At 53.1% G+C, this 12,187-nt stretch carries 11 protein-coding genes and 1 tRNA gene; 3 read left to right on the top strand and 9 right to left on the bottom strand.

What is annotated here, in order from left to right; all coding sequences use genetic code 11:
* Nucleotides 1-264 precede the first annotated feature (264 nt).
* Nucleotides 265-972 carry a DUF554 domain-containing protein gene (locus OGV57_RS10075; protein WP_003838201.1) on the top strand — a complete coding sequence of 236 codons (708 nt, stop codon included), beginning with the start codon at nt 265-267 and terminating at the stop codon, nt 970-972.
* A 105-nt stretch (nt 973-1,077) separates the two neighbouring features.
* Nucleotides 1,078-1,153 (top strand) — tRNA-Phe (locus OGV57_RS10070).
* A 109-nt stretch (nt 1,154-1,262) separates the two neighbouring features.
* Here OGV57_RS10070 and gss read toward each other — a convergent pair.
* Nucleotides 1,263-3,122 (bottom strand): bifunctional glutathionylspermidine amidase/synthase, encoded by a 1,860-nt coding sequence (gene gss / locus OGV57_RS10065; protein WP_003838200.1) that lies wholly within the window; start codon nt 3,120-3,122, stop codon nt 1,263-1,265.
* Nucleotides 3,123-3,275: 153 nt separating this feature from the next.
* Nucleotides 3,276-5,564, bottom strand: a complete 2,289-nt coding sequence (locus OGV57_RS10060; protein WP_054528779.1) for an FdhF/YdeP family oxidoreductase — start codon at nt 5,562-5,564, stop codon at nt 3,276-3,278.
* Nucleotides 5,565-5,781: 217 nt separating this feature from the next.
* On the opposite strand from OGV57_RS10060, the gene yghU reads away from it, so the two are divergent.
* A complete protein-coding gene (yghU, locus tag OGV57_RS10055) occupies nt 5,782-6,648 on the top strand; it encodes a glutathione-dependent disulfide-bond oxidoreductase (RefSeq protein ID WP_054528780.1) in 867 nt (288 codons plus the stop codon).
* Nucleotides 6,649-6,743: 95 nt separating this feature from the next.
* On the opposite strand, the gene hybG is transcribed toward yghU, so the two are convergent.
* The 7 genes from hybG to hybA are packed head-to-tail and all read right to left on the bottom strand — an operon-like array spanning nt 6,744 to nt 12,186.
* The gene (hybG, locus tag OGV57_RS10050; protein ID WP_003024459.1) at nt 6,744-6,992 is read right to left on the bottom strand and encodes a hydrogenase maturation factor HybG; all 249 of its coding nucleotides are present in this window, start codon (nt 6,990-6,992) and stop codon (nt 6,744-6,746) included.
* A gap of 30 nt (nt 6,993-7,022) precedes the next feature.
* Nucleotides 7,023-7,364 carry a hydrogenase maturation nickel metallochaperone HypA gene (gene hypA / locus OGV57_RS10045; RefSeq protein WP_003024462.1) on the bottom strand — a complete coding sequence of 114 codons (342 nt, stop codon included), beginning with the start codon at nt 7,362-7,364 and terminating at the stop codon, nt 7,023-7,025.
* Entirely contained in the window at nt 7,357-7,845 is a 489-nt protein-coding gene (hybE, locus tag OGV57_RS10040; RefSeq protein ID WP_003024465.1) for a hydrogenase-2 assembly chaperone, read from the bottom strand. The genes hypA and hybE overlap by 8 nt, the downstream gene beginning before the upstream one ends.
* Entirely contained in the window at nt 7,838-8,332 is a 495-nt protein-coding gene (locus tag OGV57_RS10035) for a HyaD/HybD family hydrogenase maturation endopeptidase (RefSeq protein WP_003024473.1), read from the bottom strand. The genes hybE and OGV57_RS10035 overlap by 8 nt, the downstream gene beginning before the upstream one ends.
* Nucleotides 8,332-10,035 carry a hydrogenase 2 large subunit gene (gene hybC / locus OGV57_RS10030; RefSeq protein WP_003024476.1) on the bottom strand — a complete coding sequence of 568 codons (1,704 nt, stop codon included), beginning with the start codon at nt 10,033-10,035 and terminating at the stop codon, nt 8,332-8,334. Before hybC ends, OGV57_RS10035 begins: the two co-directional genes overlap by 1 nt.
* The gene (gene hybB, locus OGV57_RS10025) at nt 10,032-11,210 is read right to left on the bottom strand and encodes a Ni/Fe-hydrogenase cytochrome b subunit (protein WP_003024479.1); all 1,179 of its coding nucleotides are present in this window, start codon (nt 11,208-11,210) and stop codon (nt 10,032-10,034) included. The genes hybC and hybB overlap by 4 nt, the downstream gene beginning before the upstream one ends.
* A complete protein-coding gene (hybA, locus tag OGV57_RS10020) occupies nt 11,200-12,186 on the bottom strand; it encodes a hydrogenase 2 operon protein HybA (protein WP_003828357.1) in 987 nt (328 codons plus the stop codon). Before hybA ends, hybB begins: the two co-directional genes overlap by 11 nt.
* Between the last annotated feature and the right edge of the window lies 1 nt (nt 12,187).

Genomic DNA, 12,187 nt, shown 5'->3' with positions numbered 1-12,187 from the left:
GGGAAAACGTCGCGCAAAAAGGCGATATTGAAGGCGATGTAGGGGGAGTAATATCATCCCAGGCAGCCCCATTCAGACAGGAGAAAATTCGCGCAATCATGGCACCTTTCACCTACTGGCGCAAGATAAAATCCTGTGCTTAAACCTCACAGATAAACAAGCATTTCGTCTGACAATAGCGGCATAATAATGCAATCTGAAACATAATTTCACCCAAACAGTTGCCTTTAACATCAAGACGATAATGGGTATGCAGGAGCAAACGTGGTAATCGGACCCTTTATTAATGCCAGCGCCATTTTATTAGGCGGTGTTCTCGGCGCGCTGCTCAGTCAGCACTTACCCGAACGTATTCGGATCTCAATGACCTCAATATTCGGGTTGTGCTCGTTGGGAATTGGTATCTTGTTGGTTATCAAATGCGTTAACTTGCCGGTGATGGTTCTGGCGACACTGATCGGTGCATTAATTGGCGAATTCTGCCATCTGGAAAAAGGAATCAATGCCGCGGTTGCCAAAGCGCAACAGCTTTTCACCAAATCGGATGCCAATGCAACACACGAATCCTTTATCCAAAGCTATGTGGCGATCATCGTGTTGTTTTGCGCCAGCGGGACCGGGATATTCGGGGCGATCCATGAAGGGATGACCGGCGATCCTAATATTTTAATCGCCAAGTCATTTCTCGATTTCTTCACCGCTATTATCTTCGCCTGCTCGCTAGGGATCGCCGTGTCTGCCATTTTCATACCGATGCTGGCAATTCAGTTGACGCTTGCCACCTGTGCAGCTCTGATTTTACCGCTGACAACCCCAGCCATGATGGCCGATTTCAGCGCTGTAGGCGGACTGCTGCTACTTGCAACCGGTTTGCGGATTTGCGGCATTAAAATGTTTGCGGTGGTGAATATGCTTCCTGCCCTTCTACTGGCAATGCCGCTTTCCGCAGCGTGGACAGCTTTTTTTGCCTGAGAATGCGTGCAATAGCAACAATGTGGTGATAGATTGTGCAGTCTGCATTGATTTGAAGAAATTTCGTTGACGAAACGAAGTGAATCGGGTTTAATGCGCCTCGTTGCCCGGATAGCTCAGTCGGTAGAGCAGGGGATTGAAAATCCCCGTGTCCTTGGTTCGATTCCGAGTCCGGGCACCACTATTCAAAGAACCCGCCCAAAAGGCGGGTTTTTGCTTTGGAGTATTTCTAAAATTATTCCCATCAAATAACCCCGTGGTAGTAACATCACCACCACAGGGGGTTGCGATTATTCCTTCACCACAATCAGCGGTTCGATATCGCTCTCTTTTTTAATCACCAGTGATTCATCGCCGCGCAGGCAGGTACCGCCGTAGTTACCGCCTACGGTGAAGGTACAAACCTGAATATATTTACCGGCAATGTTTGGCAGACACCAAAGCTGCTGATAAATGTTCTTCTGCTCGGCAAACTTACCGCTGGTTTTATCCAGTAGCTCTTCCTGATGACTCACCAGATCGATGTTGCTGCCACAACGTCCTGCAATGGGTTTCACCGCATAACCGGTTTGTGCCAGCTCTTCATTAACAGTGAAATCGGTATCAAGCAGATAGCGGTGGTGCGGGAAAAGCTGCCAGAGGATTGGCAATATCGCTTTGTTGCCTGGGATCACCGTCCACAGAGGTTCGAAGACCAGCACTTCCGGGCGCAGCAACACGTCGATTAAACGCACTTCCTGATTCGTATGCCCGGTACGAATTGGTACCGCGGCGTACTCTGTTTCGCTGACCTCTCGCACCTGCTCAATCGCGGTTTCCCACGCCCAGGTTTTCCAGACACAGTTCACCAGGCGACCGTCACCGTCAATCAGTTGACCAGCATCATCCCAACGTAGCTCATCGAGGCCACGCAGAATTTTGCTGTCAAACCCGGCCTGACGCAGCGCCTGCTGCATAAACTGCGCGTGATAGTTTTCTTCGATATCCTTATCCTGCATGATGTGGACAAACGGACGTGCGCGGCTGTGCTTCCAGGCACCCGCCAGTTCGTTGATCAACCCTTCAGCCGGATTGTGTCCCTGCCCTGTGTAGCCCCGCTCAGCCCATCTTTCGAGAATCAAACCGGCTTCGGTATGGCACGATGCGGAATCGGCGTTGTACTCATACACCTTCAGTCCGCGTTCATCCATACAGAAATCCATACGACCCGTAATCATATGATGCCGACGACGCTGCCAGGAAAGGCGCAGGCGCGGCCAGAGGATTTTCGGAATATCGAACAGCGCCAGTAAGTTATCGTCTTTCAGCACCTTGTCGGTCGCGTGCAAGTACATCAGGTGCAGCTCGTTAGTGGCTTTGATCAGCTCCTGTTCGGCACTTTCGGTAATGGTGAAGTACTGATGCGGATCCTGATTAATCACATGCCCATTCGCCAGCACGTAGGCTTTTTGCAGCGGATCCTGTTCATCCAGCCATTTACCGTCAAACTGCCCGTTATCTTCCAGTCGCGCGCCGCCAATTTTCAGCGAGTCACTGGCGATCTCCGGCTGCGGCAGGCTGTAACGGGTATCCTCGGTCTGGATCATCCAGCCAAGGATGGTGGTGTCGTCAAAGGTATCCCGCAGGGTGTAGCAACCGTTTTCAACCACCATCTCCAGTTCACGGGTCCACTGCTGTCCGGGAGGCAGCGGCGTATGGAGCACGTTCTGTTCGGCAATACGGATTTTGTTTTCCAGCAACTGGGTGACGACCGCCACATGGCCGGTGTCTTTAAATTCGCCGCCTTTTTGCCAGATAAGCAACGCGCCTGCTACCGGTGCGCGGGGTGAACCATTGGGAAATGCTTGTAACGGCAGAATATTGTCATTTACCACTTCACGCAGGAAGCGTAAGGAGAAAATCTCCCAGGCCATGCCTACATCGGTGAAGACCACACCATAGTTTAGGAAAAGAAAGCGGCGTGCGAACTCTACGCACTGCCATTTGTGGCCCATGTATTCGTCGTCGATATAGCTGCGAAATGCCGCATCATCGTCGTAGTCCCGTGGGTCAAGGGAGCTGTAATCTGAAGAGTAGATTGCTACGCCGCCTGGGGCGTAGCCCAATAATGTCCCGAATGGGGCATCCTGACTGGTCGTTCCTTTGCTCATGCACCTTACCTCAAAACAATACAGCCTGAGCAGGTTGGCGTGAATTTTTCGCTCTGATTGCCTGCTCTGCGACACTAACCGGACAGAGGTTGACATCATCATACACCTCAACGCAGCGACTGGCGCTCAGAGGCGAAAAATTCACAGCAGGAACTATGCCTGGGTAAGGATTACCGGCACGCTTTTATAGGCCGGAGTCAAACTTTGTGTGTCCACCGCGTCCAGCGACAGCAGGACATTCGCTTCAGGCAGATACGCGCCAATTGAGCCCGCCGCCATGTTGTAAATCACCACCGTTAAACCGTACATGATGCGATCCGCGCAGGGCTGACCGTTGTCGTCCAGCGCCTGAACGTTGACCACATCACCCTGGCTCAGACCGCGCCTCATCGCTTCTTCGGCGCTTAAAAACACCACATCCCGACGGCCGGTAATGCCACGATAGCGATCGTTCATACCATAAATCGTGGTGTTGTACTGATCGTGGCTGCGTAGCGTCGCCAGTATCAGCGTATCGGCAGGCTGATTTTCCCGCTCTACCGCCCGCTGATGGCTGACGATAAAGTTGGCTTTGCCATTCTCCGTTCGCCATTCACGGCGCGAAGCAGGCGTATCCATACGAAATCCGCCCGGTTCAGCAATACGGGCGTTGTAGTCGTGGAACGCCGGGATCACGGCTTCAATGGCATTACGGATCAGCGCGTAGTCCCCGGTCAACGCTTCCCAGTTTACCGGCGAAAGCGGCAGCGTTGCGCGCGCCATGCCCGCCACAATCGCGGGCTCGGATTTTAGCCAGCGGGAAGCCGGCTTCAGCGCGCCACAGGACGCGTGGACCATCGACATCGAGTCTTCGACAGTCACAGGCTGAATGCCCGTAGCTTGCAGATCGCGCTCGGTTCTACCCAACGCGGGGAGCAAATAGTTGTGTTTTGCCAGCAGCAGGTGCGATCTGTTCAGTTTGGTCGCCACATGGACCTGCAGATCCAGATTTTTCATCGCCGCAAAGGTACGCTGCGGCTGGGGCATCGCCACCGCCAGATTGCCACCCATGCAGATGAGCGCTTTTGCATCGCCCCGCTCGATGGCCCGAATACTCTCCACGCTGGAACGACCATGTTTGCGCGGAACACGGATAGAAAAATACGTCTCAAGGCGTTGCAGGAAATCTTCGGACGCCGCTTCGTTGATTCCCACAGAACGATCGCCCTGCACATTAGAATGACCGCGCAACGGGCAGATCCCCGCCCCAGGCTTACCTATATTGCCTTTCAGCAGCAGCAGGTTTACCAGTTGCTGGACGTTCTCAGTGCCGTTTTTATGCTGGGTGATGCCCAGGCCGTAACAAACAATCGTGGCGCGGGATTTACTGTAGCTGTGCGCCAGATCTTCCATCTGACTGCGCGTCAGACCCGAGTCCTGTTCCAGCTCCGCCCAGCTACGCTGGCGTAAGTCATCATACAACGCGGCATATCCAGCGGTATGCTCTTCGATAAACGCATGATCAAGCGTCGGCTGCTGATCCAATAAGATCCGCGCTTCGTCCATTTCGATTAGCGCTTTCATGATGCCTTTGAGCAGCGAAGCGTCACCGCCAATTTTTACCTGGTAGTAGTCGTTGCTCAGCGCCGTCGCCTGACCGGTGAACATCTCTTTCGCGCTTTGCGGGAAGCTAAAGCGCTCAAGCCCCCTTTCGTTCAGCGGATTAATGGAGATAATTTTAGCCCCGCGTTTGGCAACGTCGCGTAAGGTGGTCAGCATGCGCGGATGGTTAGTGCCAGGGTTATGCCCGATACAAATCACCAGATCGCAGTGGTCAAAGTCCTCAAGTTCAACGGTTCCTTTTCCAAGGCCAATGGCCGGCGTTAGCCCTGCGCTGGTCGGTCCGTGGCACATGTTTGAGCAATCAGGGAAGTTGCTGCTGCCATATTCGCGGGCAAACAGCTGATACAGGAACGCTGCCTCATTTGACGTTCTGCCGGAGGTGTAAAACTCAACCTGCTGGGCTGAATCATAACTGCGCAGACGCTCGCCGATTTCCTGGAAGGCGATATCCCAATCCACCGCCTGCCATGTGTCTGATGCGGCATCGTATTTCATTGGATGCGTCAAACGACCGATGTTTTCCAGCTCATAATCGCTGTAATGCCAGAGTGTGGAAACCGGGTGACGGCTGAAAAATTCCGGTGACGCTTTCTTGTTGGTTGTCTCCCAGGAGACCGCCTTAACGCCATTTTCGCACAGCTCCATCGGTGCCCGATGGCCAGGGTCCGGCCATGCACAGCCCGGACAGTCGAATCCTTTCACCTGGTTCATTTTAAACATCGCGATAATGTCGCGGGCGACAGCCTTTTGCGAAAACAGCGAAGCAGTGACGGCTTTTACCGCGCCCCACCCACCCGCCGGGCCCTGATAACCGCTTACTCCTGGAACACCCTTTTTCATTATTACTGCTTATTCACCGCCAATTTTTGATGGTGAATACGGTAGCAATTTCCGTGCAACAAAGATTTCCTCTTCATGGAGTACGGGCCAGGTACAATGAACGGGTTAGATTTATCTTCCCCTTTCAGCACAAAACGGCATAAAGTCCCAATCTGTTAAATTGAGTTCTACCTTGCTGCTACACTGCATCAAACAACCACTCAGAAGGCAGGTCACTATGTCAGACAATACCTATCAGCCCGCGAAAGTCTGGACGTGGGAAAAATCGAACGGCGGCGCATTCGCCAATATCAACCGCCCTATTTCCGGCGCTACACACGAGAAAACGCTGCCGGTTGGCAAGCATCCGCTGCAGCTCTATTCGCTGGGTACGCCAAACGGGCAGAAAGTGACGATTATGCTGGAGGAGTTGCTGGCGCAGGGCGTGAAGGGCGCGGAATACGATGCCTGGATTATCCGCATCGGCGATGGCGATCAGTTTTCCAGCGGCTTTGTTGAGGTGAATCCGAACTCGAAGATCCCAGCTCTGCGTGACCACTCGCAAAACCCACCGGTTCGCGTATTCGAATCTGGTGCAATCCTACTCTATCTGGCGGAAAAATATGGTTATTTCTTGCCGCAGGATTTGGCAAAACGTACTGAAACGCTAAACTGGTTGTTCTGGTTACAGGGTGCTGCCCCGTTCCTCGGCGGTGGCTTTGGTCACTTCTATAATTATGCGCCGGTTAAAATTGAATACGCGATTAACCGCTTCACCATGGAAGCCAAGCGCTTACTTGACGTGTTGGATAAACAGTTAGCGCAGCATCAGTTTGTCGCCGGAGATGAATACACCATTGCCGATATGGCAGTCTGGCCGTGGTTTGGCAATGTGGTTCTGGGTAACGTGTACGACGCGGCAGAGTTCCTTGATGCAGGAAGCTACAAGCACGTGCAGCGCTGGGCAAAAGAGATTGCGTCGCGTCCGGCGGTTAAGCGTGGTCGTATTGTTAACCGTACCAACGGACCGCTGAACGAGCAGCTTCATGAACGCCATGACGCCAGCGACTTCGATACCAATACCGAAGATAAGCGCCAGGCTTAAAATGCCTGATGGCGACGCCGGGGCGTCTTATCAGGCCTACAAAGATGTCATGCCGTAGGTCGGATAAGGCGTTTGCGCCGCCATCCGGCACAAAATCACGCGCTGGTGACGTCGTACTCCATACGGCGAAGTGCGTCTAACGTGGCTTTAGCTTCATCTTCATCAATGATGCTCATGGCGAACCCTACGTGCACCAGCACCCATTGCCCGACCAGCTCAGCCGTATCACCTTCACAAATCAGGGCAATATTGACATCACGTTTGATGCCGCACACTTCAACCTGCGCAAGCTGGTGAATATCTTCACCAACGGCCAGAACCTGACCAGGGACTCCAATACACATATCTGACTCCGCCCCATAGCAACCTATGGGTTATTCGACTTCAATACTTTTCACTTTCAGTGAATCGCCCGCATCAACTCGCAGACGATCCCCCTGACAATGTGGACACTGCGCATCATGCTGGGTGATTTCCACAACCTGACTGCAATCCCAGCACCATGCCTGGGCTGGCTTGTAATCAATATGCAGCTCACACCCTTGCGCCAGCGTCCCCTGACAGACGATGTCGAAACTGAAACGCACGGCGCTCTCTTCAACGCAGGAGAGCGCCCCGATTTCCAGCCAAACGCCGGTTACACGTTTGACACCGTGCTGCTCTGCCTGCTGTTGAACAATCTCAACCGCGCTCTGACAAAGGGACAGCTCATGCATTTTCGCAGTTCCGACGACCCAGCAGCAGCGCGCGGCGATTGAGCTGCGGCGCATTTGGATCGCTCACCGGCAGCGATAACAGCATTCGCGCACAATCGTCAGTCAGGCGCACACCTTCTTGCGCAGACATGCTGTGCGAAAGCGGCGACATCAGTGAACAGGAAAGGTATTGTGATACGCCCTCCAGTTCACCAACGGTAAAGGTCATCTCGCCATACGGCAGACGCAGCCCGATTTTTTCGCTGACTTTACGTACCGGCCAGACCTGGTCTGGTCCAGGGAAAATCAGTGCGCTGAGCATCCAGGGTGTGATAACACACCCCGTCCACTGCCCTTCAAACAGCGTAAAATCAGAGACATATACCGGCATATTCGGGTGCAAGAAAGAGAGATCGTGCATCGAACGCCGGGCAACCTCTTCAAACGCTGCCTGAATCTGCATCTTCGGGGCCGTCTGAAAACCGACAAACTCCTCAGACATGAGCCGCCTCCCGAGGGATCGCTTCAACACCTGATTCGCGAAGCGCAGCAAGAACCTGCTCAAGCGCAGGTTCAATCATCGCTTCGACCGTTGGCGTTAGCCCGATATGCGGCTCCAGTGATTCCGGAATAATGCCGACTAACGTCAGCTTTTTCGGAAACTCGCCGGTGAAACGCAGGGCCGACAAAACGTCGGCCAGGCCAAGCTGGTGCGGTGAGATTTTGTTGGTAAACAGCGCCGGGATCTCTTCATCCCGCAGGACCATCATCGTTCCTGGCGTGTTTTTCTTCGACACAATGGCGTCAGCAATGATCAGATGATCTCTGTTCGCCATATCGCCGAGAAGCTCCATCCCAGCCGTACCACCGTCCAGAACATCAACAAAGTCTGGCAGGATGTACCGTTGCTCTAATGCCTCAACGATACGTACTCCGATGGCTTCGTCGGTCAGCAAAATATTGCCGACCCCTAAGACTAATATCCGCATTACAGAACCTTAACTGAGACCACTTCGTTCCCGTCAACGTCCACCACATGCACCGCACATGACATACAAGGATCGAAGGAGTGAATGGTACGAACCACTTCCAGCGGTTTGTTTGGATCGGCAATCGGCGTACCTACCAGCGAGCGCTCATACGGTCCCACTTCATCATTAAAGTTACGTGGGCCAGAGTTCCAGGTTGACGGTACAACCGCCTGGTAGTTGCTGATAATGCCATCTTTAATCACCATCCAGTGAGACAGCATACCGCGTGGCGCTTCGAGGAAACCAACACCTTTGAATTCGCCCGTTGCCGGAATATCCGGTTTCACGAAGGTGGTGTGGTCGCCTTTACCGATGTTCACGATCAGCGCGTTGTACTGATCCTGCAGAACGTTCTGCAGTTCACAGCAGTGAACGGTACGGCCAATAATACGACCCAGCGTAGAGTGCAGCTGAGACACTTCGATAGTTTTACCGGTCAGCTTGGTGTAAATCGCGATGATTTCATTCAGCTTGGCATGAGTAGACTCACGTTTGGCCGCCAGTTTACACAGCATGTTGGCCAGCGGACCCACTTCAACCGTTTTACCGTAGAAGGTCGGTGCTTTAACCCAGGAGTACTTGCCGTCATCTGACCAACCGGTGTAATCAGGAACCGTTGTACCTTCCCACGGAGCCTGCGGCGCTTCGTCTTTGTACCACGCGTGTTTCGCACTCTCCTGAATCCCTTTGATCAGGTACTCATCGGAGTGAGAGGTAATCGGACGATAGGTCGACAGATCTTCATTAGTAATGTAACCACCCGGGAACAGGAAGCTGCCGTTTTTACCGTCAGTCGGGAATTCCGGCGCGCTCAGGTAGTTAACCGCGCCCTGACCACGTTCCAGCCATTCAGGGTAGAACGCAGCAATGACCGCGGTATCAACCTTGTAAACCTGCTCAACGAAGTCGCTCAGCTTATCAATGAAAGACTTGATGTACATCAGACGCTCAAGGTTCAGCACGCCAAGACCGTCGAGGTTAATCGGGTTAGCAACCCCACCTACCGCCAGGTTCTGGATGTGCGGCGTTTTACCGCCCAACAGCGCCACAACGCGGTTGGCATCACGCTGGCATTCCAGCGCCTGCAGATAGTGAGCGACCGCAATCAGGTTCACTTCCGGCGGCAGTTGCATTGCCGGGTGACCCCAGCAACCGTTAGCAAAAATGCCTAACTGACCGCTGGCAACAAGATCTTTGATCTTGTTCTGAACCTTGGTGAACTCTTCTGCGCTGTTCAGGTGCCAGGAGGACACGCCGTTCAGCATGGCAGATGCTTTCGCTGGGTCAGCTTTCAGGGCAGAGGTGATATCCACCCAGTCCAGCGCAGACAGCTGATAGAAGTGAACAATATGGTCATGCGTGGTGTGCGCGGCCAGAATGATGTTACGGATATACTGTGCGTTCACCGGAACATCAATATTCAGCGCACTTTCTGCTGCACGAACGGAAGAGATAGCGTGAGTGGTCGTACAAACGCCACAGATACGCTGCACAATCATCCAGGCATCGCGCGGATCGCGGTTTTTCACGATCTCTTCCATGCCGCGCCACATGGTACCGGAAGCCCATGCTTTAGATACCACGCCATTTTCGATTTCGCAGTCGATGCGTAAATGACCCTCAATACGGGTTACCGGATCAATAGTAATTCTCTGGCTCATGCTTTGCTCGCCTCATGACGATTTTGATCGTTTTGTTTTAAAGGAGGAAGTATCGGCAGTAGACGAATGAGTACGATGTATGCACAAATCTCAATAGCCACAAAACCAATAGAAATCAACAGTTCTTCCCAGGTCGGGAAGTAGTGGTAGCCACCACCAGGATTGAACGCCACCAGCGAATAGGACAGACGCCATGTTGCACAACCCAGCAATGCGCTCAGCGCAGACAGATACAGCATGCGCGAGTCATTACGCAGCTTAGTGACGCGCAGCACCACCAGCGGGAAGACCATCAGCACGACCTCAAGCCAGAACATGGCTGAGTAGAAATCGCCTGCAAACGCATACGACAGCTTGTCGCGATAGATCAGTTCGCCAAAGCGCAGAACCACGAAAATCGCCAGCAGCACGCTGATGGTGTTCGTCAGCTTGATGAACAAACTTTTCTCGTCCGGACCGTTACCTTTCAGACCCGCTTGTACCAGTGAGCCTTCAAAGATGACGATCGAGAAGCCCATAATAAAGGCGGTTAATACCGAGAAAAGCGGCAACATTTCATAAGCTTGCCAAAGCGGATGCACCTTATAACCCGCAGAAATCATCAATGAACCCATTGAAGACTGGTGCATGGTTGGCAGCAGCGCGCCGAGGGCAATAACAAAGAACATCACTTTATTCAAACGCTTGAGAGAAACTTTCCACCCCAGACGTTCAAACAGAGCCGGAGCAAATTCCAGCGCCATGATGCCGATATAGATGGTCATACAGACCGCCGTTTCGAACAGTACCGAATTCACGTTGAAGTGACCCGGAATGTAGAAATACGGCAGGTTCCAGTAACGACCGACGTCGATGGTGATTGACAGACCACCCAGCGAGTAGCCAAACAGGCTCGCCAACAGCGCCGGACGTACCAGCGGATGGTATTGTCCTCTGTTGAAAACATACACCGCCCACGCCAGCGCCCAACCGCCGCACGCAAAGCCAGTACCAATCAACAGGTCAAACGCGATCCATACACCCCATGGGAAACCGCCGTTCAGATCGGAGACTGAGCCCAGTCCGAAGACCAGACGTTTCACGATCAGGAGCATACACAGGACGATAAGCGGCCCAAAAATAATGACCGGTTTGCTGATTATTTTTCCGCCCAGCGGTTTAGGATCATGACTCATGATCGTCTCCTCCATCGTGATGGTCGTTTTTCGTGTTACGACGAACCAGCACGGTTAAGCCCGCCAGCGCAGCCAGGGGTAATATCATGCCCTTGTACAGGGAATGTTGAACATGTTCGGAACGCGCACCAGTTGAAAGATCATCCAGCTTCGGCAGATCCAAATCCTCGTAAGGAACACCCGTCAGCACCATAACCTGTGTACCACCACCTTCTTTCTCACCGTACAGGTGTGGGTAGTACTTCGGTACCGTATGCAGATAGGTATCGCCTGCTTTCACCGTTTGACGCGGATAGTGGTATTCGCTGCCAGGCTTCAGCGCGAGACGTTTTTTCGCCTCAGCCATCAACTCTTCACGAGTACCAAAAATCACCGCACCGGCTGGGCACACTTCAACACAACCCGGCAAACCGCCTTTGTCCAGACGCTCAACGCCTTTCTGGTTACACAGTTCACATTTGTGAAGCGCACCAAACGGGTTGTTGTAGTCGTACTTAGGCACGTTGTACGGGCAGGCGACCATGCAGTAACGACAGCCCGTGCAGACGTCTTTGTCATAATGGACGATGCCGGTTTTCGGATCTTTCTTCAGCGCGGAGACCGGGCAAACGGAAACGCAGTTCGGATCAACACAGTGCATGCACTGTTTCTTGATGTATGCGTAGCCATTTTCTTCCTGGTCTTTGTTCACGCCTGTTCCGCTACGCCACACCTGGATGATGTTATTGGTATACGGAGACAGTTTGTCGTTGTTCGACCAGGTTTGCTCGCCTTCCGGGTTACGGGCCGGGAAGTTGATATCCTGACACTTGGTGACACAGGCCTGGCAGCCTACGCACAGCGTCGAGTCATAGAGCATCCCAAGAGAACCCGGGATCGGCGGACGGTTTTCTGCAGCCGCATGACTGATGGACGGCGCTGCGCCCAACAGCAATGCCCCGCTGGAGGCTGCTTTAATAAAGTTACGTCTGTTCACG

Source organism: Citrobacter sp. Cf087, assembly GCF_030334285.1.
In the GTDB taxonomy this organism is placed as follows: Bacteria; Pseudomonadota; Gammaproteobacteria; order Enterobacterales; family Enterobacteriaceae; genus Citrobacter; species Citrobacter freundii.
The sequence above is the reverse complement of the archived record's forward strand: the minus strand, read 5'-3'. Positions and strand labels throughout refer to the sequence as shown.

Bases quoted from the DNA above. Each gene is read 5' to 3' on its own strand.
- hypA (WP_003024462.1), bottom strand. From the start codon at position 7,364: ATGCATGAGCTGTCCCTTTGTCAGAGCGCGGTTGAGATTGTTCAACAG.
- OGV57_RS10060 (WP_054528779.1), bottom strand. From the start codon at position 5,564: ATGAAAAAGGGTGTTCCAGGAGTAAGCGGTTATCAGGGCCCGGCGGGT.
- hybE (WP_003024465.1), bottom strand. From the start codon at position 7,845: ATGTCTGAGGAGTTTGTCGGTTTTCAGACGGCCCCGAAGATGCAGATT.
- OGV57_RS10035 (WP_003024473.1), bottom strand. From the start codon at position 8,332: ATGCGGATATTAGTCTTAGGGGTCGGCAATATTTTGCTGACCGACGAA.
- hybB (WP_003024479.1), bottom strand. From the start codon at position 11,210: ATGAGTCATGATCCTAAACCGCTGGGCGGAAAAATAATCAGCAAACCG.
- hybC (WP_003024476.1), bottom strand. From the start codon at position 10,035: ATGAGCCAGAGAATTACTATTGATCCGGTAACCCGTATTGAGGGTCAT.
- gss (WP_003838200.1), bottom strand. From the start codon at position 3,122: ATGAGCAAAGGAACGACCAGTCAGGATGCCCCATTCGGGACATTATTG.
- yghU (WP_054528780.1), top strand. From the start codon at position 5,782: ATGTCAGACAATACCTATCAGCCCGCGAAAGTCTGGACGTGGGAAAAA.
- hybG (WP_003024459.1), bottom strand. From the start codon at position 6,992: ATGTGTATTGGAGTCCCTGGTCAGGTTCTGGCCGTTGGTGAAGATATT.